We start from the raw sequence: 21,912 nt of genomic DNA, 5'->3' as shown, positions 1-21,912 counted from the left end.
TCTTAAGCGTCCTCATGGACAAGTGTACAAATCCGATCAAACACGCCGCAGCCGAAAAAGTAAATTAAATTTCTATTTCTGCCGCGTATCCTATCTGCCAAAAGCAAAAAACGCCACGACTTGGCGTGGCGTTAGTTAAATTTTTTGCGTAATTATGAGCGCTTCATCATATCGAAGAACTCATCATTGGTTTTTGTCATCGCCAATTTATTAATGAGGAACTCCATCGCATCGATCTCCCCCATCGGGTGGATAATCTTACGCAGGATCCACATTTTCTGCAGTTCTTCAGAGCTGGTGAGCAGCTCTTCCTTACGGGTACCGGATCGGTTGTAATCGATCGCCGGGAAGACGCGTTTTTCCGCAATTTTACGTGACAGGTGCAGCTCCATGTTACCGGTGCCCTTGAACTCTTCGTAAATCACTTCATCCATCTTCGAACCGGTGTCTACCAGCGCGGTGGCGATAATGGTCAGGCTGCCGCCCTCTTCCACGTTACGCGCCGCGCCGAAGAAGCGCTTCGGACGGTGCAGGGCGTTGGCGTCCACACCACCGGTCAGCACCTTGCCAGAGGCCGGCACCACGGTGTTGTAGGCGCGCGCCAGACGGGTAATGGAGTCAAGCAGGATAATCACGTCCTTCTTGTGCTCAACCAGACGTTTGGCCTTTTCAATCACCATTTCCGCAACCTGCACGTGGCGGGAAGCCGGTTCGTCGAAGGTAGAGGCGATCACTTCACCCTTCACCAGACGCTGCATCTCGGTCACTTCTTCCGGACGTTCGTCGATCAGCAGCACCATCAGTACGCAGTCCGGGTGGTTGTAGGCGATGCTCTGGGCAATGTTCTGCAGCAGCATGGTCTTACCGGCTTTCGGCGGTGCGACGATCAGGCCGCGCTGGCCGCGACCGATCGGCGATGCCAGATCCAGTACGCGTGCGGTCAAATCTTCGGTGGAGCCGTTGCCGCGCTCCATACGCAGACGCGAATTGGCATGCAGCGGCGTCAGGTTTTCGAACAGGATTTTGCTGCGGGCGTTTTCCGGTTTGTCGTAGTTGACTTCGTTAACCTTCAGCAGGGCAAAGTAACGTTCGCCTTCTTTTGGCGGACGAATCTTACCGGAAATGGTGTCACCTGTGCGGAGGTTAAAGCGGCGGATTTGGCTAGGGGATACGTAGATGTCGTCGGGGCCTGCGAGGTAGGAACTGTCTCCGGAGCGGAGGAAACCAAATCCATCCTGCAATATCTCCAGCACGCCGTCACCGAAAATATCTTCTCCGCTTTTCGCATGCTGCTTGAGAATGGAAAAGATAATGTCCTGCTTACGCATACGGGCCAGGTTTTCCAGCCCCATATTTTCGCCGAGTGTGATCAGGTCAGAAACCGGCGTGTTCTTTAATTCGGTAAGATTCATAGTGGTGGGTTCTTAAAATCGGGGTATGTCTCGAACTGTAACGTGAATAGTATGGCAGCGTGATGTTCCCGCATCGGGATTTTCGTGCCTGTTTACTGGACGTTCAATCACCGGGCCGCTTAGCCGTCGTGGTAAGAGATGGCTTACATTGGACGCGCGCGCTGGCGGTTTAGGATCGAAGGTGCCTTAAAACTGATTTTTGCAAAACCATTGATTGTCAACGCGTGGGCTGAGTCCAGGTATGAAGACGGCGCCGGTGCTATGACACAGAGTAACGCTTTAGATTCAAACTCTTTAGACTTAAAACTTCGGACAAGTTCTATATGCAGTGTGATTAAACTTAACACGCTTCTCGGCGGCCGTCTATAGGCGCCGCAAGCAAACTGCATCTTTAGTCGCAGACGGGCCATGTTTACCCACATTGCCGCACAGAGCCTGCCTGGCGAGCCGCAGCCATCGCCGCCGCACACCGGAAAAATTGGGCCGGCGCCGATGCGAAGAGCCGCAACCGGACGCCAGACCCGGGGCATCCCGCCCGGTTACAGATTGGCGGTCAGGAAATCTTTCAGCTGACCTTTGGACAGTGCGCCCACTTTGGTCGCCGCCACATTACCGTCCTTGAACAGCAACAGCGTTGGGATGCCGCGGATACCGTACTTAGGCGCGGTAGCCGGGTTCTCGTCGATGTTCAGTTTGCTGATAGTCAGTTTGCCGTCGAACTCTTCGGCAATTTCATTAAGAATCGGAGCAATCATCTTGCACGGACCACACCACTCAGCCCAGAAGTCGACCAGGATTGGCCCTTCGGCATTCAGCACCTCTGCAGCGAAGCTGTCGTCAGTCAGGTGAATAATTTTATCGCTCATGTTCTACTCCACAGGATTATGTCTACCTTGTTGGTGTAGCATTAACCAACTCAAGGTGATTTTATTTCACCGCGTTTATTTCAACGGATGTGCTTTCGTAAAGCAATAGTTAGCTGATATTCTACCACACTATGAGCAAAACACACTTGACTGAACAGAAGTTTTCCGACTTCGCCCTGCACCCGTTAGTCCTTGAAGCCCTTGAGAAAAAAGGGTTTCACAACTGCACGCCTATCCAGGCGCTGGCATTACCGCTCACGCTCTCCGGGCGTGACGTTGCAGGTCAGGCGCAAACCGGTACCGGAAAGACGTTGGCATTTCTGACGTCTACTTTTCACTATTTACTCTCCCATCCGGCGAAACAGGATCGCCAGACCAACCAACCGCGCGCCTTGATCATGGCGCCTACGCGCGAGCTGGCGGTGCAGATCCACGCCGATGCGGAAATGCTGTCGCAGTCCACCGGGCTGAAGCTGGGCCTGGCCTACGGCGGCGACGGTTATGACAAACAGCTGAAAGTGCTGGAAAAGGGCGTAGACATTCTGATCGGTACTACCGGCCGTCTGATCGACTACGCAAAACAAAACTATATCGACCTGAGCGCCATTCAGGTGGTGGTGCTGGATGAAGCCGATCGCATGTACGATCTGGGCTTTATCAAAGATATCCGCTGGCTGTTCCGCCGCATGCCGACGGCCGATCAACGCCTCAACATGCTGTTCTCCGCTACCCTCTCCTACCGCGTACGCGAGCTGGCGTTCGAACAGATGAACAATGCCGAGTATGTGGAAGTCGAACCGGAACAGAAAACCGGCCACCGCATCAAAGAAGAGCTGTTCTACCCGTCTAACGAAGAGAAGATGCGCCTGCTGCAGACGCTGATCGAAGAAGAGTGGCCGGACCGCGCCATCGTCTTCGCCAACACCAAGCACCGCTGCGAGGACATCTGGGGCCACCTGGCCGCCGACGGCCACCGCGTCGGCCTGCTGACCGGCGACGTCGCCCAGAAAAAGCGCCTGCGCATTCTGGAAGACTTCACCAAAGGCAACCTGGACATTCTGGTGGCCACCGACGTGGCGGCGCGCGGTCTGCACATTCCTGCGGTGACCCACGTCTTCAACTACGATCTGCCTGACGACTGCGAGGACTACGTCCACCGCATCGGCCGTACCGGCCGCGCCGGCGCCAGCGGGCACTCCATCAGCCTGGCCTGTGAAGAGTACGCGCTTAACCTGCCGGCGATCGAAGCCTATACCGGCCACAGCATCCCGGTCAGCAAGTACAACAGCGATGCGCTGCTGGACGGTTTGCCGGCGCCGAAACGCCTGTCGCGCCCGCGCGGCGGCAATAACTCGCGCCGTAATTCATCGCAACGCCGCAGCGGCGGCGCGCCGCGCAACAACCGTAAACGTTCAGGCTGAGATAATCCCATGAATTTCACATTGCATCCCGACAGCCAAGGTTACCTTCCCGACACGCCGACGCCGCACGGCGACGGCCGGTTGACCGCCATGATGCGATGTGAAATTTCAGGGAGATAAATGATGCTCAGTTCCAGCACGCTGTATGCCGCCATCGATCTGGGGTCCAACAGTTTCCATATGTTGGTGGTGCGCGAAGTTGCCGGCAGTATTCAGACGCTGGCGCGCATCAAGCGTAAAGTCCGGCTGGCGGCCGGGCTGGATCAGGACAATAACCTGTCGCACGACGCCATGCAGCGCGGCTGGCAATGCCTGCGGCTGTTTTCCGAACGCCTGCAGGATATCCCGCGCGAACAGATCCGCGTGGTGGCGACCGCCACGCTGCGCCTGGCGCAGAACGCCGATGAATTCCTGCATACCGCGCAGCAGATTTTGGGCTGCCCGGTACAGGTGATCAGCGGCGAAGAAGAGGCGCGCCTGATTTATCACGGCGTGGCGCACACCACCGGCGGCCCCGACCGGCGTCTGGTGGTCGATATCGGCGGCGGCAGCACCGAGCTGGTGACCGGCACCGGCGCCCAGGCCGCACAGTTGTACAGCCTGTCGATGGGCTGCGTCACCTGGCTGGAGCGCTTTTTCAGCGACCGCAACCTCGGCCGCGACAACTTTGACCGCGCCGAACTGGCGGCGCGCGAAATGGTGCGGCCGATTGCGCCCGCCCTGCGCGAGCACGGCTGGCAGATCTGCGTCGGCGCCTCCGGCACCGTGCAGGCGCTGCAGGAAATCATGGTGGCGCAGGGCATGGATGAACGCATTACCCTGCCGAAGCTGCGCCAGCTCAAACAGCGCGCCATCCAGTGCGGCAAGCTGGAAGAGCTGGAAATTGAAGGACTGACGCTGGAGCGCGCGCTGGTGTTCCCCAGCGGGCTGTCGATTCTGCTGGCGATCTTCCAGGAGCTGGGCATCGAGAGTATGACGCTGGCCGGCGGCGCGCTGCGCGAAGGGCTGGTGTACGGCATGCTGCACCTGCCGGTGGAGCAGGACATCCGCCACCGCACGCTGCGCAATTTGCAGCGCCGCTATCTGCTGGATACCGAACAGGCCTCCCGCGTCGCGCAGCTGGCCGCCAACTTTTCACAACAGGTAGCCAATGAGTGGCAGCTGGATAGCCGCAGCCGCGAACTGCTGCACGCCGCCTGCCTGATTCATGAAATCGGCCTGAGCGTCGACTTCAAACAGGCGCCGCAGCACGCCGCCTATCTGATTCGACATCTGGCGCTACCCGGTTTTACCCCGGCGCAGAAAAAGCTGCTGGCCGCCCTGCTGCAAAACCAGAGCAACACGCTCGATCTGACACTGCTCAGCCAGCAAAACGCCGTGCCGCCGCGCATCGCCCAGCATTTATGCCGTCTGCTGCGCCTGGCGATCATCTTCGCCAGCCGCCGCCGCGACGACACGCTGCCGGCAGTCAGGCTGCGCGCCCACCAGAACGACGATGCGCTGCGCGTGATTGTGCCGCACGGCTGGCTGGAACAGCATCCGCTGCGCGGCGAAGAGCTGGAGCAGGAGAGCCACTGGCAAAGCTACGTCCACTGGCCGCTGATGCTGGAAGAGCAGGCATAACCCAACGCGGGTTCGCCCGGCCGAACCCGTTTTTTCCCCGCGACTCAGCCGCCGCCCTTGGCCTTCGCCAGCATGGCGCGGATATTGGCGACGTTGCTCTGCCCCTTCTGCATCCGCTCCTGCGGGCTAATCACCTTCCGCTCCGTTTCCCACGCCAAATCGTCCTGCGGCAGCTCCAGCAGGAAGCGGCTCGGCTCCGGTCGCACCAACTCGCCGTACTGCCTGCGTTCGCGGCACAGGGTGAAAATCAGCTCTTTTTGGGCGCGGGTTATCCCCACATAGGCCAAACGTCGCTCTTCCTCGACATTATCTTCATCAATACTGCTCTGATGCGGCAGCAAGCCCTCCTCCATCCCCACCAGGAACACATAGGGGAACTCCAGCCCCTTGGAGGCGTGCAGCGTCATCAGCTGCACCTGGTCCAGCTCTTCCTCGCTTTCGCCGCGCTCCATCATGTCGCGCAGCGTAAAGCGGGTCACCACCTGCGTCAGCGTCATCGGCTCTTCCAGATCGCTGCCTTCCAGCATTTCCGTCATCCAGCCGAACAGCGTATTGACGTTTTTCATGCGCATTTCCGCCGCCTTCGGGCTGGCGGAGGTTTCAAACAGCCAGCTCTCGTAGTCGACGCCGCGGATCAGATCGCGTACCGCCGCCACCGGCTCGCGCTCGACCTGCTGGGCGATACCGTCCATCCAGTGGGTAAAGCGCTGCAGCGACTCCAGGCCGCGGCCGGTCAGGTGCTGGCTCAGCCCCACGTCGAAACTGGCGGCAAACAGGCTCTTATTGCGCAGGTTGGCCCACTCGCCCAGCTTCTGCAGCGTCGCCGGGCCGATTTCCCGCTTCGGCGTATTGACGATGCGCAGAAACGCGCTGTCGTCGTCCGGATTGGTCAACACCCGCAGATAGGCCAGCAGATCCTTGATTTCCGGCCGGGAGAAGAACGACGTACCGCCGGAAATCTTGTACGGGATGCGGTTCTGCATCAGCATTTTTTCGAACACCCGCGACTGGTGGTTGCCGCGGTATAAAATGGCGTAATCGCCGTAGTTGGTCTTTTTCACAAAGTGGTGGGCGATCAGCTCACCGACTACCCGTTCGGCCTCGTGGTCTTCATTATTGGCGGTCACCACTTTCAGCTCTTCACCGTAACCCAGCTCGGAAAACAGCCGTTTTTCAAACACGTGCGGGTTATTGGCGATCAAGATATTGGCCGCCTTCAGAATGCGCTCGCTGGAGCGGTAGTTCTGCTCCAGCTTGATCACCTGCAGCGCCGGGAAGTCCTCTTTCAGCAGCACCAGGTTCTGCGGCCGCGCGCCGCGCCAGGAGTAGATCGACTGGTCATCGTCGCCCACCACGGTAAAGCGGGCGCGGTTGCCCACCAGCAGCTTCACCAGCTCATACTGGCTGGTGTTGGTGTCCTGATATTCATCCACCAGCAGATAGCGCAGGCGGTTTTGCCAGCGCTCGCGCACCTCTTCGTTACGCTGCAGCAGCAGCGTCGGCAGCAGGATCAAATCGTCGAAATCCAGCACGTTGCAGGCGCGCATATGCGCATGGTACAGGCCGTAACAGTGGGCAAACAGCTTGTCGCGCTCGGAGCGCGCCAGCTCGGCCGCACGCTGCGGGTCGACCAGATCGTTCTTCCAGTTGGAAATGGTGGAGATCAGCTGCGCCACCAGCGTCTTATCATTTTCCAGCCATTTTTCCGTCAGCTCTTTCAGCAGCGCCAGCTGGTCCTGGTCGTCAAACAGCGAGAAGTTGGACTTCATCTCCAGCGCTTTATATTCGCGCTTGATGATCTCCAGCCCCAGCGTGTGGAAGGTCGAAATCATCAGGCCGCGCGCCTCTTTCCGCCCCAGCGTCTGCGAGACGCGCTCTTTCATCTCGCGCGCCGCCTTGTTGGTAAAGGTCACCGCGGCGATATGCCGCGCCTGATAGCCGCAATGGTGGATCAGGTGGGCGATTTTATTGGTGATGACGCGCGTCTTGCCCGAGCCGGCGCCGGCCAGAACCAGGCAGGGACCGGTAACGAATTCAACGGCTTGTTGTTGGCTGGGGTTTAATCGCATGGGGCTTTCTGGCTCGACAATCTTAACGTGGGACAGGCAGTGTAGCAGAAAGCGCCGGCAAGATTGATAGCCGTCGCGTCAATGCCGCCCTGTCCGGACAAAACGGGTATAATGCGCCCTCCACAGTAAGCACACAGGGTAATACCATGGCGAAGAGCGCATGCGCACTGCATATTTTGGTTGATAACGAGAAGCTGGCCAATGAGCTGCTGGCAAAACTCAAGCGCGGCGTCAGCTTCGACACGCTGGCGCGCAAATATTCGACCTGCCCGTCGAAACGCAACGGCGGCTCACTGGGCGAATTCAACAAGGGCACGATGGTGCCGGCGTTTGATAAAGCGGTGTTCAGCATTCCGCTGCTCAAGCCGTACGGGCCGGTGAAGACCCAGTTCGGCTACCACATTATTAAGGTGCTGTACCGCAACTGACCGGCGGCGCCCCGCAGCGAGGGCGCCGCCCGTGTATTACTGCGCGCTGCCGTCTGGCGTCGCCGCATCGCTTTCCGGCTTCGGCGCGTCGCTCACCACCGCCGGCGCCGGACTCATAATGCCGTCATAGACGTCCTGCAGCTGCTTCATGTTGGTTTCCGCTTCGCCTTTCGGCTGCTGCAGCACCAGCGTGGCGTCCTGCGACAGCTGCAGTTTCAGCGCCTGATGCAACGACTCCGGCGTCAGCGACGCCAGGAACGCCTGACGCAGCTTCTGGTACATCTCCGGCGAGATATCCACCACGCCGCTCTGCTGCGAACGCAGACGTTGGCTCATCAGCACGTCGGTGTCGGTACGGGCGTAGGTGGCGAACAGCTTGCTCAGCTGATCGTGCTTCTGCGCCAGTAAATCATCAAACTCCTGCTGGCTCAGCCCGTTATCGCGCACCGCGGCCATCTCCGTCGCCACAAACTCCAGCGCGGACTTCAGGTTGGCGTTGCCGGTGTTGAGATGAATGGCGCACTGCGAACGCTGATACTGCACCCGGCAGTCAAAGCCCAGCTGCGCATCCTTCTGCGGGCTCTTTTCCAGCGCGCGCTGCAGATGCCAGAACAGCGCTTCACGCGCCAGATCGCTGCGCCAGTAGCGGCTCAGCTGCTGCGAGTCGCGAATCGGCTGCCACGGCGTGTCCCACATAATGGACAGCATATCCTGCTGAATCGCCTCATTCATCAGGCTGACCGGCTGCGGCGCCAGCGGCGCCAGGGTCGGCATGGTGGCCGGCGTTTCCCGCTTGCCGCTCAGCGGCGAGAAGGTTTTGTTAATTTGCTCGCTCAGGTTGCGGCTGTCTACCCGACCGACCACGTACAGGGTCATCATGTCCGGGGTGTACCACTGCCGGTAGAAATCCTTCAGCTGTTCCAGGTTGACCGGACGCTTCACCGCCTGGCCGGGGTCGTGTGCCAGCAGGGTGGAGCCTTTCAGCCGGTAACGCCACCAGGCGTCCTGCGTATTGGCCGGGAACAGGCCGATCGGATCGGCGTTGGCATTGACCACCTGGTGCACCGTCTGCTCGTCGATCGGCAGCTTGCCGCCGGTTTCCGCCAGCCAGCTCAGCGCCTCTTTCAGCAGATCCGGGCGGTTATTCGGTAAGCTCAGGTTATAGAGGGTGAAATCATACGAACTGATCGCCGGCGGCAACGGCCGCTCGTCATCCACGCTCTGCTGCCACAGCGAACGCAGTTGCGGCGAACTTTCGGTCCGCGCCATCGCCAGGCGCGGCAGCAGGTGGGCAAAGCCGATCTGCTGGGCAGATTCGACCAGCGAGCCGGTATTCACCAGCAGCCGCAGTTCGATGCGGTCGCTCGGCCGCTGCGGCGTATCCAGCACCTGCCAGGAAAACCCGTTGTCCAGTTTTCCCTGCTGCCAGGCGGGATCGGGTTGCAGCGCCTCAGCCTGCACGCCGCCGCTGGCGGCCGCCAACAACAACCCCCCCACAAGAAGATGAATTCTGGTGCCCTGCATGTGAACCCCTACTTAATGGCTATCCAATTTATCTTTGATACACGTATTCCATTCACTGGAATCATAAAAGCACGCCCTGAGTTTCACAGTGGGGCGGAAAGTAGAAGAAAGTGTACCATTGTGTTCGACCGCGCGCCTTGCTCGATGTTACCCAATGCGGCGAAAAATAGTCGTTGGCGAGGTGTTACCGGCAGGGAAAGGTGGAAAAACGCCATCGGCTGCTGCCGCAGCCGATGGTTTTACGGCAAAGCGCCCGTTACGCCGAGCGCTGGCTCTCGTCCGCCGCGCCGGCGGGCCGTTTGTTATTCAGCGTATCTTTCAGTTGCTGGCTGTCCAACTGGTTGCACCATTTGGCCACCACCACCGTCGCCACGCCGTTGCCCACCAGATTGGTCAGCGCACGCGCTTCCGACATAAAGCGGTCGATGCCCAGAATCAGCGCCAGTCCGGCCACCGGCAGGTGCCCCACGGCGGACAAAGTGGCCGCCAGTACAATAAAGCCGCTGCCGGTCACCCCGGCCGCCCCTTTCGAGGAGAGCAGCAGCACCACCAGCAGCGTAATCTGGTGCATGATATCCATATGGGCGTTAGTGGCCTGGGCGATAAACACCGCCGCCATGGTCAGATAAATCGAGGTGCCATCCAGGTTGAAGGAGTAGCCGGTCGGGATCACCAGCCCCACCACCGATTTCTTGCAGCCCAGGCGCTCCATCTTGTCCAGCATGCGCGGCAGCGCAGATTCGGACGACGAAGTGCCCAGCACAATCAGCAGTTCCTCTTTGATGTAGTTAACAAACTTAAAGATGCTGAAGCCGTTGGCGCGGGCAATCGTCCCCAGCACCACCACCACGAACAGAATACAGGTGAGGTAGAAGCACAAAATCAGCTGCCCCAGCTGCACCAGCGTGCCCACGCCGTATTTGCCGATGGTGAAGGCCATCGCGCCGAACGCGCCCAGCGGCGCCAAACGCATAATCATATTGATGATGCCGAAAATCACGTTGGAGAAGCTTTCGATCACATTAAAGATCAGCTGCCCCTTTTCGCCCAGGCGGTGCAGCGCAAAGCCGAACAGCACCGCAAACAGCAGCACCTGCAGGATATTGCCGCTGGCGAAGGCGCCGATCACGCTGCCGGGAATAATATCCAGCAGGAACGGAATAATCCCCTGCTGCGAAGCCTGTTCGGCATAGACCGCCACGGCTTTGGCATCCAGCGAGGCCGGGTCGACGTTCATGCCTGCCCCCGGCTGCACCACGTTCACCACCACCAGGCCGATAATCAGCGCGATGGTGCTGACGATCTCAAAGTACAGCAGCGCAATGGCGCCGGTGCGGCCGACGGCCTTCATGCTCTCCATGCCCGCGATGCCGGTCACTACGGTACAGAAGATCACCGGCGCGATAATCATTTTGATTAACTTAACAAATCCATCGCCCAGAGGTTTCATCTGGGCGCCGAGGTCAGGGTAGAAATGGCCGAGCAGCACGCCCAGCGTAATTGCCATCAGCACCTGGAAATAAAGGCTCTTAAAGATATTTTTTTTCATATGAACATCCTTTGAAGGGGACGCGGACAGGCGGTTATCGGTACTTTTCATGCCTGCACAACGCCTGCGCGAAAATAACACCCGACTAACAGAATGGAAACAATTTGCTCAGATCTCGCCTATTGTTGATATGAATTTAAGAGCTGAAACGGTACAGCAAAAATGCAACGAAAAAACAGCGTAAAACCTGCTTTACGCGTGCTTTTTACAGAAGATTATATTGGGGATGGGCGTCCGGCCACGCGGGCCGGCACGCAGAGATAGGCGGCCTGCCGGCGGCAACAACGCCGCCGGCAGCAGGATCAGCGCCAGATAAACCAGGCGAACAGCGACACCACCAACACGCAGAGAATGTTCAGCCAAAAACCGACCTTCACCATCTCGCTCTGACGAATCTCGCCGGTGCCGTAAACAATGGCGTTCGGCGGCGTCGCCACCGGCAGCATAAAGGCGCAGGAGGCGCCGATGCCGATCACAATGGTCAGCAGCGCCGGCGGCATGCCCAGGGCCTCCGCCACCGTGGCGAACACCGGCACCAGCAGCGCGGCGCTGGCGGTATTGCTGGTAAACTCGGTGAGGAAAATAATAAACGCCGCCACCGCCAGAATAATCACAAACCAGTGGCTGGCGCCGAACAGCGACGCCATGCCCTCGGCCATCACCGCGCTGGCGCCGGAGTCTTTCAGGATCACGCTCAGCGTCAGGCCACCGCCGAACAGCATCAGCACGCCCCATTCAGTGTTCTGCTGAATCTGCGCCCAGCTGGCCACGCCGCTGATGCCGATCAGCACCGCCGCGCCTACCGCCACCAGCGTATCGAACTGCTTCACGCCGCCGAGCAGCGCGCTGATCTGGCTGCTGAGGATCCAGCAGAACACCGTCAGCAGGAAAATGCCCAGCGTGATCCAGCGCGGCCGCGTCCACGGGAAGTTTTCCAGCTCAATGTTGAAACGGTGCTTCAGGTTCGGCCGCATCATCAGGTACAGCGTGCCGACCATCAGCGGCATCAGCACGATCATCACCGGCACGCCGAACTTCATCCAGCCGATGAAGTCCAGCCCCAGCTGCGCTGCGGCAATGGCGTTCGGCGGGCTACCGACCATGGTGCCCAGGCCACCGATGCTGGCGCTGTAGGCGATGCCCAGCAGCAGGAAGACGTAGGTATTGTGGTCGCGTTCGCGATCGAGGTTGCTCAAAATCCCCATCGCCAGCGGCAGCATCATCGCCGCCGTTGCGGTATTGCTGATCCACATCGACAGCACCGCCGTCGCGCCGAACAGCATCAGCGCCGCCAGCAGCATTTTGCCGCCGGCCAACAGCAGCAGTCGGTTGGCGATCAGCCGGTCCAGCTTCTGGATATGCAGCGCCGTCGCCAGCGCAAAACCGCCGAAGAACAGGAAGATAGTCGGGTTGGCGAACGACGCCAGCGCTTTATCGACGTTCATCATGCCGAGCGCCACCGCCATCACTGGCACCAGCAGCGCCGTCACGGTGACGTGAATCGCCTCGGTCAGCCAGAGAATGCCGATAAACGCCAGCAGCGCCAGGCCGGTATTTTCCTTCGGGGAGAAAGGTAGCGTGTAGAGCAAAACCGCAAACAGCACGCAGTCGGCGGCGAGAATCAGCAGCCCGCGGCGCGTCGCCGGCGAAGAGGTAGACGGAGTCAGAGGAGTATCAGCCATGAATTTCGCATCCCTTGGTCATCAAATGTGGCAGGTTGTAACAAGATGTGCCAACCAAGGCGCCAGCATAAGGGTAGTTTATGGCCTTGTTGAGAAAAAGTTTCTATTTATGCGAGCAGTAACACACCGATAACCGCTAACGGGCGCAATAGCGGCCTATTTGCCGTCATCTGCGATAAAGCGGCGCTCAAATTCGTCGCGCGGCAGCGGTGCTGAGAACAGGAAGCCCTGGCCGTGCTCAATGCCGTGCTGCAGCAGCCAGTCGCGCTGCGCCGCGGTCTCCACCCCTTCCGCCAGCACCGGCAGCTGCAGCACCTGCGAAATCTGGCCGATGATGCGCGCCATCGCGTCATCCGCCGGCAGGCTGCTGATAAAGCTTTTGTCGATCTTGATCTGATCGACCGGCAGACTCTTCAAGCGGTTGAGGTAGTGCAGGTTGGAATACCCCATGCCGAAATCATCCAGCGCGATGGACAGCCCCAGCTCATGCAGCTCGCGCAGCTTCGCCAGCAGGTGGTCAAAGTCGTCAATACGCACCGTCTCGGTGATTTCCAGCTGCAGCTGACGCGGGTCGATCTGATGCTGCGCCAGCAGCTGTTTCAGGTGGGGAATAAACCCGGCGTCGCGCATCTGCAGCGGCGAGATATTCACCGCCAGCGGCAGGCTGATGCCCCGCGCCCGCCAGTCGGCCACGATGCGGCAGGCCTCTTCCAGCACCCAGTTGCCCAGCGGCACCATCACCCCCAACTCCTCCGCCAGCGGAATGACATCCGCCGGCAGGCTGAAGCTGCCGTCATACTGCTGCCAGCGCAGCAGGGCCTCCGCGCCGATCGGCGCGTTGCTGCGCATCGCCATCTGCGGCTGCAGGAACAGGGCAAACTGGTTATGTTCGATGCCGTGCAGAATTTCGCTTTCCTGCGTCAGGCGTTTTTGCGTGCGCTCCGTCAGCCGCGGCTCAAAGAACAGGATGCGGTTCTTGCCGTCGCGGTGGGCCGACATCATCGCCGACATGGCGCTGCGCAGCAGCTGCTCGGCGTTTTCACCCGGCTGGAGATAATGGGCGATGCCGATGCTGGCGCTCGGCCGCAGCGGCAGCGACTCAACCTCCAGCGGCGCGTTGATCTGCCGCATGATGCGCTGCGCCAGTTGCATGGCGTGAAACGGCCGTTCAACACCCTTCGCCAGAATGGCGAACTCGGCATTGCTCAGCTGCGCCAGCAGCGAATCCTTATCCAGGCACTGACGCAGCTTTTCCGTCAGCGCCAGCAGCAGGCTTTCCCGCTGCCGCAGCGACAGGATGCCGGTCGCCTCATGCAGCGTTTCAATACCGATCACCAGCAGGTTAAAGCGCTGGGGACGCAGGCCCGAGGCGATATGCTGCTCCAGCAGGGCGGTCAGCAGCACCTGATTCGGCAGCCCGGTGACCGAGTTGCGCGTGCTGAGGCGGCTCATATCCGCATACGCCCGCGCCAGCCGCTGCTGATTGCGGTTGTAGTTGCGCACCAGCAGGCCCAGTTCGTCATCCTGATGCAGCGTCGGCAGCATCAGCTGGTGATACGGCGCATCTTCTTCGGAGATATTTTCCAGCTCTTTCGCCATTGCGCGCAGCGGGTAGACCATCAGCCGGTTCATGCACCAGGTGATGGCAATCGATAGAATCAGCGCCAGCAACAGATAGGTCGACAGCATGGTCGACAGCGCGCTGAGGATAAATTTGTACATGCGGTAGGAGTCGGCCTGCAGCACCAGATAGGCCAGCGGCTGCGGGTTGGCCGGCACCCGCTCCAGCGAATAGAGCGGCACCGAGATGCGCACCGGCAGGTCGAACAGCCGCGCGATCGCCGCCGGCACCGGACGTTCCGGCGGGAAGTTGGCGTGCAGCGCCTGCAGCTCATTCGGCAGGACGATATCCGCCTGCGTCAGGATGCCGACCGGCAGCAACGAGTTCAGCACGCGCTTGCTTTCCTGCATATCCATGCGCAGCACCGCGTCCGCCAAAGGCTGACGCACCGAATGGGCGATATTCTCCAGTTGCTGGGCGTAGTCATCCCTGCGCTGATGCACAAAATGGAATAACTGAATCACGATAAAAATACAGATCGTCACCAGCGCCACGCCGGACACCGTTGCCATCTGCTTAATCGTTAATGAACGCCTGACGCGCAAATCTGCTCTCCGTTAATCGGACTGAAAGAATAATCAGGGGCGAGGGTCACGCCACGCCCTTTTGAACCGGTTCGAGTATACGCGATCGCTGCGTGTTTTTATCTTGCCATTGTTATGGAAGAACTTAGAAATACGCGGGTTTCAGTCTTTTCCTAACCTGCACACAGGGTAGCAAAACTCCCCTGTGGGCGACACTCTGAATCTTTCTGATTCTTTCCGGCTCCGGACGGAGGTAGAGAAAGGGCCGGCGCGGCGTTTAGCCAGCGATAACGCCGCGCGACCGGCCGCGCTACTTGAAGTCGGCGTACGGCGTTAACGGCTGCGGCGGCAGATCCAGATCGCCCTGCCAGCCACCCAGCGAATAGCGCAGATAAAGCAGCGCATGGCTTGGCGTATAGTCCTTCGCCTGCTGAATATCCACGCCGGCGCCGAGCGTCCAGTGCGACGTCAGGCGGCGCTCGACGATGGCGCGCAGCGTATAGCCTACGCCGGTGGAGGAGCTGCCGCTTTCGATGGCCTGCTTGTCCGGCAGCGAATCCGGGATCAGCCCCTGCAGCGGGTAGCGCCGCTGGCTGTCGGTTTTCGAGTGGGACAGCGATACCGAGCCGCCCACCTCAAACGACCAGTTTTCGGTGCGCTGACGGTAGTTGACCGGCAGCGCCAGCGACATGTAGCGCTGCGGGCTGTAATAACCGCCCTGCCCCAGCGAATAACCGCTCAGATCCTTCTGGTAGTGCCACAGCATGGTATTGAGGCCGATCGTCGCCCGCCGGTTATCCTCGTTGATCAGCTTGTAGTAATAGCCGGCCATCAGGCGTTCGCGCTGGTTATCCGCCACGTTTTTGCCGGTCAGCTGATGGGCGCTGAGATCGGCCCAGACGCCGTGCGCCTCGCCCCGGTCGTAGCTGGCGCTCAGGCTGACGCCGGTGGCGCGTACGCCGCCCCAGGTTTTGCCGGTATGCGGATCGCGGGTGCCGCCGAAGGCCAGCAGCGAGCTGGAGATCGGCCGCCGCGAGGCGCCGAGCGTCCAGCCGATATGCCGCCAGTCGCCGCTGTAGGCCAGGCCGCCGACCCAGTCGACCACCTCAAAGCCCATCGGCGTGGTGCCGATATCCGCCTGCCAGCGGTCGTTCTGCCAGCCCGCCGCCACGCTGGTGCCGCGGGTTTTCTGCCGCTCATCGCCGCTGCAGCCCACGTCGTGGCAGGTGCCGAAGGTTTCGTAGGATTTGCCGTCGCGGGTGGAGAAGCGCCCGGCGCTCAGCTGGACGGTATCGGTGCGCAGGAAGGCGCGCCCGTCATACAGCGGCAGGTCCGCCTGCAGCATGGTGTCATGCGCCTGATAGTCGGACACGCCACCGGTGCCGCTGGAGCCCCAGTAGTCGTGGTCCAGCGTCAGGTTCACGTCCTGCTGACGGTACAGATCCGCCGCGTCGGCGCGGATGCCGCGCCTGAGCCAGTCATCGCCCGGCGTATTGCGCGTCAGCAGGGTGTAATCGTCATTACTCTGCGGCACCGCAGGCGCGATGCCGCTGGCGACCATCGCCTGCTGATAATCCTGCCGCGCCAGCCCCGGCTGCCGCTGTTCACGCTCCAGCCGGGCCGCGTCGCGGTAGATCAGCGCCTTGCTCTGGCCGTTTTCTTCCTGCGCCGCCGCCGTCTTCAGCCGGCTGAAAATCTCGCCCGCCTTCTGCCGTTCGCCCACCGCGCGCCAGGCGTTGGCCTCGCGCCGCCGGCTGTTGAGCGAAGCATCCTGCTCCGGCGCGGCGTCTTGCAGCCGCTGACGCGCCGCCGGCAAATCGCCCTGCGCCACATAGGCTTCAATCTCGCCCAGCCGCGCGTCCGGGTTATGGGGTTCGCGCGCCCGCACGCGCCGGTAGTCCGCCAGCGCGCTCTGGTAGTCGCCGTTCGCCAGCGCCCAGTCCGCCAGCGTCAGATCGATCCGCGTCGCCGCCGGCTGCCGCTTCAGGTAGGCGACCGCCGCCACCTCATCGCCGCCGCTGCGCAGCTGTTCGGCATGGTCCAGCGTCGCCTGCAGCCGCAGCCGCTGCGCCAGCTGGCGGATATCGTCGTTCCAGCGCGCCCTGGGCAGCGTATCCAGCTGCGCCAGCGCCTGCCGGTCGCGATCGCTGGCGGAGAGGTACAGGCCGTAGGCGTACGCCTGCTGCGGGTTATCGGGCTGACGCTGCGCCAGCGTGCGGAACAGGGCGTCGGCCTGCTGCGGCTGCCCGGCCTGACGCAGCGCCTGCGCATAGCGGTAGGTCAGCCAGACGTCGTCCGGATCCTGCTGCTGCGCCTGACGGTATTTCTCCGCCGCCTGATGCCACTGCTGCCGCTGCGCCAGCGCCTCGGCCTCCTGTTTCAGCATATCGAGCCGCAGGCGATCGAGCATGCCGCGCATTTGCTGCTGCTGCGCGCGCGGCAGGCCGTTGAGATAGGCCAGCGCCTTCTGCGGCGACTGGCGCTGGTAGATATTCGCCAGCCCGCGCACCGCGCTGCCGCTGCGGCGGTCGAGGCGCAGCGCCTGCTGGTAATAGCGCTCCGCCGCCGCATCGTCGTTGCGCGCCACCGCCACGTCGGCGAGGCCGATCAGCGCATCGCTGTCGTCGGCGTCGATCTGCCGCGCCCGCTGATACTGCTGCTGCGCCCGCGTCAGATTGCCCGCCTTCAGCGCCCGGTCGCCTTCGGCAATCGCCAGCCAGTAGCTGTTGGTTTTAATCAGACTCTGCCATTTGCCGCCGTCATAGCCGCTCTTGTCGGCCTGCTGCGCCTGACGAAACAGCGCGATGGCCTGTGCGCGGTTGCCGGCGCGCGCATAGGCCAGCCCCAGCGCTCCCAGCACTTCCGGGTCGTCCGGCGCGGCGGCCAGCGCCTTTTTCAGTTCCGGGATCGCGGCGCGGCCGCCGCCCTTACCCACCTGCGCCAGTCCGCGCGCCCGCGCCTGATAGGCCGGATCCGCCAGCAGCGTCTGCTGCCGCGCCAGCTCCTGACGAGCGCTGTCGGCCTGCTCGCCGCTGGTGAACACGCCGAGAAAACGGTTCAGCGCCGCCACGCTGTCACTGCTGACCGGCATCGCCTTCACCTTATCCAGCCACAGGTCGGCGGCTTCGCCACGGCCGGCGCTGTCCGCCGCCACCCGCTGCAGCTGCGCATAGGCCTGCGCGTCCTTGTCCTGGCTGAACAGCATGCGCGCCAGCGCCATACGCAGCGGCACGCTGCCGGGATACTGCTTATCCAGCGCCTGCAGCTTGCTCGTCGCCGCCGGCTCCTGTCCCGGCAGCCGGGCCACCAGCCGCCAGTATTCGATCGCCAGATCGAGCGTCGGCGGCTCGCCCTTGAACAGCGCGTCGTAGGCCGCCTTCGCCTCCGGCAGCCGTCCCGCGGTCGCCATCAGCCGCGCCTGCTGCAGCTGCTGCCGCGTTTCCGGCTGGGTCAGCAGCATATTCATCTGCGCCTGTCGGTAGGCGCTCGACTGCGGCGCGACGCCCTTTAATTTTTCCAGCTGCTGCTGCGCCAGCACCTGATTGCCCTGACGCAGCGCCAGACGCATGCGCGCGGCAATCACCTCGGGGTTATTCGGGTCCATCAGCTCCAGCCGGTGCAGCGACTGGCGCACCAGCTCATCTTTATGGCTGGCTTCACCAACCCGCACCTGCTCCAGCAGCCACTGTTCGGGCGGTACGGCGTCCGCCCCCAGCGCCGGCGGCAGCAGGGCCAGACTCAGGGGAAACAGCCCCAGCCAATTTATTCTGAAGTTGCGCATTGGCGATCCCAGGAAGGTTGCAGTTCACCCTGACGGTTAAAACGGTAACGTTGTTCATCCCAGCCCTGGCCGAACAGCGTCAGCGACGCGCTGAAGTAGGCGTCGTTGCCCGGCGGGTGGTCGATAATTTTCTGTCGCTGCGCCGCCAGCGCCTCAGGCTGGTGCGCCAGCAGCGGCAGCAGGGCGGCGGAAAAACCCACCGGGCCGTTGCCGCTGGTTTTACCGCTGGCGGTATCGGTTTTTTCCGGCGGCACGCCCTGCTGCGCGGTCAGCTGCGCCATCGGCTGGAAACGCCGCACCAGCGCGGCTTTGAGCGTATCGTCATCCGCCAGCATGCCCGCCCACAGATAGACGCGGATGGCGTCATAGCTGCCGACGTTCGGCTTGGCCGCGTCGGCCCGCCAGCCCTGCGTCTTGCGCCATACCACCCAGTCCGGCGAGAAGCCGTGCGGCGCGGTCTCCAGCCACAGCCGCTGATTCGACTGCTGCATCGCCTGCCACGGCCCGCGCAGCGCGGCAAAGCGCGCCAGCAGCTGCGGCGGCAGGTAGCTCGGGTTGAGCCGCCAGCCGTCGTCCTTCACAAAGCCGACCTTGCCGGGCAGCAGCATCGGCCCCAGCCCGGGGATATCCGCCACTTCTTCGCGCGCAATGCGCGCAAGCAGCAGGGTGCCCAGCGTCTGGTAGCGGCGGCTGTCCCACAGGCGGCCGGCTTCCAGCAGGCTGTAGGCGATCCACAGATCGGAATCGGACGCCGAATTGTCATCCAGCACCGTCCACTGCTTGTTCTCATTCTCCCCCCACAGCCAGGCCGGCAGCCGGGCGCTGAGATCGCCCTGCGCCAGATTGTCTTCGGTCCAGCTCAGCAGGCGGTCAAAGGCCGGACGATCGCCGGCCACCAGCGCGAAGAACAGGCCGTAGCTCTGCCCTTCCGAGGTGGTGATGCGGTTGGGCGTGCTCGGGTCGATCACCCGGCCGCCCGCGCTGATATAGTCCTGCTTATAGCGCTGCCAGGCCGGCCAGTCGCAGCCGGCCGCCGCGCCGAACGCGCACAGCAGCAGCAGGCTCAGGGAGTATTTCAACAGTACGCCCACGGCGTTAATCCCGATCTTCCGGCGACAGTCGGCGGCGGCTGTAGGCCTTCAGGGCGCGCCACAGCATCAGCGCCAGGATCACCACCACCACGACCGCCAGCACCGCCAGCAGCACCGGATGGGTCGACAGCGCATGCCAGACGCGCTCCCACCACGGCAGATGGCCGACGTAATAGATATCGCCCACCCGCAGGCTGTTGACGCCGGATTCGCGGATCACCGCCACCGAGCCGAACACCGCGGCGCGCTTGCCGCTGTCCAGCAGCGCATTGTTCAGCAGCTCATAGCCGCGCGGGCTGTCGGCCAGCAGCGCCACCATGCTGCGCTGTTTGTCGAACGGCGACTGCACGCCGATAATCGCCGACATCGCCCCTTCCGAACGTATGCTGGTTTTGCTGTCGGCCTGCGTATCCTCCGCCTGCACCTCCGTCACCGGCAGCGCCGGCTGGCGACGCGGCTGTTTCACCCAGCTCTGCGTCGCATCCACCAGCAGGCTGACTTTCTTATCGTCGCGCAGCTCCGGCGGGATGGCGCCGATCAGCAGCAGATCGCTATCCGCCTGTTTGGCCTGCGACCAGTCGTCGCTCAGTTTAACCGCCAGCGCCGGATAGCCGGTCTGCGCGCCGATATTGCCCAGCGCGTTCAGCAGCGCGCTGACCTGCGCCGGCTGCTGCTGTTTGTTAACCAGCACCAGCGTCTGCGACAGGTCCGCCAGGCGGCTGAACGGGAATGCGGCGTTGGCGAAGGCGCGCAGGTCCGGCATCGCCATAAAGTGGCGGTAGCCGGAGAAGTCGATGGTCGAACTGCCGTCGATCACCGCGTGGTTTTGCGTAAAGGAGTACGTCTCGCAGCGCCCTTCCGCGCCGCTGGCCAGCAGCGTGGTGTAATCGAAATCGAAACGCAGCTGGTTGATCGCTCCCAGCCGCAGCGCCGGGATATTGATGTTCTTATCCGAATCGATCAGCCCCTGCGTCAGCGGCAGGCGCAGCAGCTGCGCGCCCTGCTCGCGCTCCGGCAGCAGCGAGTACGCCTGCATAAACTGGTTGTTCAGGCTGACGTTCAGCCGCGAGCCGTCCTGAATGCGCGGCGGGGTGTAGCGATATTTCAGGTGCATATCGATGCCGGTGCTGCGGATCAGATACAGGTCCGGCGGCAGGTTCATGGTCAGCGAAATCGGGCCGGGCTGAATGCCGCTGGTCTGCAGCTGTTCGGCATACTGCTGCAGCTCGGTAAAGGTCATCGGCCGGTCGGTGCGCACCCAGTTCGGCGCGTCGTACGGCTGGCGCGGCTGCAGCTGCTCCACCTTCTCCACCAGCACGTTCTGGCCGCGGAACAGGATATTGCCCTGGGCGATGCCCTTCACCGCCGTCACCAGATCGTTGTCGTCGCGCCCCTGGATCAGCAGCAGCTTGACGTAGGGGTTATCCGGGTGGCTGATCATCTCCACCGTCGGGCCTTTCACGTCCGGGTAGTCGCGCAGGAAGTCCGGCCGCTGGCTATTGGTGGCGAACACCACCGCATGGCGTTCAGGCAGCTGATTAAACAGCGTCGGGAAGGACTGTCCGCGCCACTGCGCCTTGCTGCCGAACCAGGAGGCGAGGATGCCGGCGGCGCGCTGCTGGGTGATATCCGGCTGGCCGGCGAACACCATCGGCAGCGTCAGCGGACGGTTGTCGCGGCTGTCGAAGAACGGTTCCGGGAAGTGCGACAGATCGTTTTTCAGCGGCAGCGTCTGGTAGCGCAGCTTCAGCGAACTGCCCTTGCCGACGTCAAGCCACAGCGCGGTGCTGGCCGGGTTTTCACAGATGTTCTGATAGTGGCCGACAAATACCAGCTTCACGCGGTTAAAATCGCTGATATAGCGCGGATCGATGGCCATCTGGACGCGATTGGGCTTGCCCATCTGCTCTTTGCCCAGAGTGGTGACGCCCATCAGTTCGTCGTTAAGATACACTTTGACGTGCGACTCCACCGGGATCAGCGCCGGCGACGGCGTAAATTCCAGATCCAGCAGCGCCTGCGACACCACCTCGTCGCTGCGCACGCCGAACTCAATCTGCCCGTCCGGGTGGGTGCCGCGCAGGGTAAAGGCGCCCGGCGGCGGCGCAATCTGCGCGAACGGCAGCTGCACGTCGCGCACCGGCGCGTTCGGGTCCTGTGGCACGGCCGGGCTGAGCGGCGCATCGGCATTCGCCGCCGGCGGCGTCACGTCCGGGGCGGTGGCGGGTGCGGCCTGCGACAACGTACTGATGCCTAAGGCCAGCGCGGTTAACCAGGTAATTTTTCTCGTCATCGTATCATCATCAAAGTTAGCGCCGGCA

At 61.9% G+C, this 21,912-nt stretch carries 13 protein-coding genes; 3 read left to right on the top strand and 10 right to left on the bottom strand.

What is annotated here, in order from left to right; all coding sequences use genetic code 11:
- Positions 1–152: 152 nt before the first annotated feature.
- On the bottom strand, positions 153–1,412 hold the full coding sequence (gene rho / locus D781_RS00610) for a transcription termination factor Rho (RefSeq protein WP_015344121.1): 1,260 nt from the start codon (positions 1,410–1,412) through the stop codon (positions 153–155).
- A gap of 539 nt (positions 1,413–1,951) precedes the next feature.
- Positions 1,952–2,278 carry a thioredoxin TrxA gene (trxA, locus tag D781_RS00605; RefSeq protein ID WP_015344120.1) on the bottom strand — a complete coding sequence of 109 codons (327 nt, stop codon included), beginning with the start codon at positions 2,276–2,278 and terminating at the stop codon, positions 1,952–1,954.
- A 131-nt stretch (positions 2,279–2,409) separates the two neighbouring features.
- Here trxA and rhlB point away from each other — a divergent pair, with 131 nt between their 5' ends.
- Positions 2,410–3,699 carry an ATP-dependent RNA helicase RhlB gene (gene rhlB, locus D781_RS00600; protein ID WP_015344119.1) on the top strand — a complete coding sequence of 430 codons (1,290 nt, stop codon included), beginning with the start codon at positions 2,410–2,412 and terminating at the stop codon, positions 3,697–3,699.
- Between the two features lie 123 nt (positions 3,700–3,822).
- The gene (gene ppx / locus D781_RS00595) at positions 3,823–5,322 is read left to right on the top strand and encodes an exopolyphosphatase (protein WP_015344118.1); all 1,500 of its coding nucleotides are present in this window, start codon (positions 3,823–3,825) and stop codon (positions 5,320–5,322) included.
- Positions 5,323–5,366: 44 nt separating this feature from the next.
- Here ppx and rep read toward each other — a convergent pair whose 3' ends face one another.
- Positions 5,367–7,391, bottom strand: coding sequence for a DNA helicase Rep (gene rep / locus D781_RS00590; RefSeq protein ID WP_015344117.1), 2,025 nt, complete (start codon positions 7,389–7,391; stop codon positions 5,367–5,369).
- Between the two features lie 146 nt (positions 7,392–7,537).
- On the opposite strand from rep, the gene ppiC reads away from it, so the two are divergent.
- Positions 7,538–7,819, top strand: a complete 282-nt coding sequence (gene ppiC / locus D781_RS00585; protein WP_015344116.1) for a peptidylprolyl isomerase PpiC — start codon at positions 7,538–7,540, stop codon at positions 7,817–7,819.
- Between the two features lie 36 nt (positions 7,820–7,855).
- Here ppiC and D781_RS00580 read toward each other — a convergent pair whose 3' ends face one another.
- From D781_RS00580 to bcsB, 7 genes are all read right to left on the bottom strand, one after another.
- Positions 7,856–9,343: a pitrilysin family protein gene (locus tag D781_RS00580; protein WP_015344115.1), complete on the bottom strand. Its 1,488-nt coding sequence runs from the start codon at positions 9,341–9,343 to the stop codon at positions 7,856–7,858.
- Positions 9,344–9,599: 256 nt separating this feature from the next.
- Complete coding sequence (locus D781_RS00575) at positions 9,600–10,892, bottom strand: dicarboxylate/amino acid:cation symporter (RefSeq protein ID WP_015344114.1); 1,293 nt, start codon at positions 10,890–10,892, stop codon at positions 9,600–9,602.
- Positions 10,893–11,194: 302 nt separating this feature from the next.
- Entirely contained in the window at positions 11,195–12,574 is a 1,380-nt protein-coding gene (locus D781_RS00570; protein ID WP_015344113.1) for a DASS family sodium-coupled anion symporter, read from the bottom strand.
- A gap of 156 nt (positions 12,575–12,730) precedes the next feature.
- Complete coding sequence (gene hmsP, locus D781_RS00565; RefSeq protein WP_015344112.1) at positions 12,731–14,740, bottom strand: biofilm formation regulator HmsP; 2,010 nt, start codon at positions 14,738–14,740, stop codon at positions 12,731–12,733.
- A 289-nt stretch (positions 14,741–15,029) separates the two neighbouring features.
- The gene (gene bcsC, locus D781_RS00560; RefSeq protein ID WP_015344111.1) at positions 15,030–18,500 is read right to left on the bottom strand and encodes a cellulose synthase complex outer membrane protein BcsC; all 3,471 of its coding nucleotides are present in this window, start codon (positions 18,498–18,500) and stop codon (positions 15,030–15,032) included.
- A complete protein-coding gene (gene bcsZ / locus D781_RS00555; protein ID WP_041411686.1) occupies positions 18,482–19,600 on the bottom strand; it encodes a cellulose synthase complex periplasmic endoglucanase BcsZ in 1,119 nt (372 codons plus the stop codon). The genes bcsC and bcsZ overlap by 19 nt, the downstream gene beginning before the upstream one ends.
- Positions 19,596–21,884 carry a cellulose biosynthesis cyclic di-GMP-binding regulatory protein BcsB gene (bcsB, locus tag D781_RS00550; RefSeq protein ID WP_015344109.1) on the bottom strand — a complete coding sequence of 763 codons (2,289 nt, stop codon included), beginning with the start codon at positions 21,882–21,884 and terminating at the stop codon, positions 19,596–19,598. The genes bcsZ and bcsB overlap by 5 nt, the downstream gene beginning before the upstream one ends.
- Between the last annotated feature and the right edge of the window lie 28 nt (positions 21,885–21,912).

The sequence above is a fragment of the Serratia sp. FGI94 genome, assembly GCF_000330865.1.
GTDB lineage: Bacteria > Pseudomonadota > Gammaproteobacteria > Enterobacterales > Enterobacteriaceae > Serratia_B > Serratia_B rubidaea.
This window is presented reverse-complemented; position numbering and strand designations above follow the sequence as displayed.

Coding starts and splice junctions, on each gene's coding strand:
- rho (WP_015344121.1), bottom strand. CDS start 1,412: ATGAATCTTACCGAATTAAAGAACACGCCGGTTTCTGACCTGATCACA.
- trxA (WP_015344120.1), bottom strand. CDS start 2,278: ATGAGCGATAAAATTATTCACCTGACTGACGACAGCTTCGCTGCAGAG.
- rhlB (WP_015344119.1), top strand. CDS start 2,410: ATGAGCAAAACACACTTGACTGAACAGAAGTTTTCCGACTTCGCCCTG.
- ppx (WP_015344118.1), top strand. CDS start 3,823: ATGCTCAGTTCCAGCACGCTGTATGCCGCCATCGATCTGGGGTCCAAC.
- rep (WP_015344117.1), bottom strand. CDS start 7,391: ATGCGATTAAACCCCAGCCAACAACAAGCCGTTGAATTCGTTACCGGT.
- ppiC (WP_015344116.1), top strand. CDS start 7,538: ATGGCGAAGAGCGCATGCGCACTGCATATTTTGGTTGATAACGAGAAG.
- D781_RS00580 (WP_015344115.1), bottom strand. CDS start 9,343: ATGCAGGGCACCAGAATTCATCTTCTTGTGGGGGGGTTGTTGTTGGCG.
- D781_RS00575 (WP_015344114.1), bottom strand. CDS start 10,892: ATGAAAAAAAATATCTTTAAGAGCCTTTATTTCCAGGTGCTGATGGCA.
- D781_RS00570 (WP_015344113.1), bottom strand. CDS start 12,574: ATGGCTGATACTCCTCTGACTCCGTCTACCTCTTCGCCGGCGACGCGC.
- bcsC (WP_015344111.1), bottom strand. CDS start 18,500: ATGCGCAACTTCAGAATAAATTGGCTGGGGCTGTTTCCCCTGAGTCTG.
- bcsB (WP_015344109.1), bottom strand. CDS start 21,884: ATGACGAGAAAAATTACCTGGTTAACCGCGCTGGCCTTAGGCATCAGT.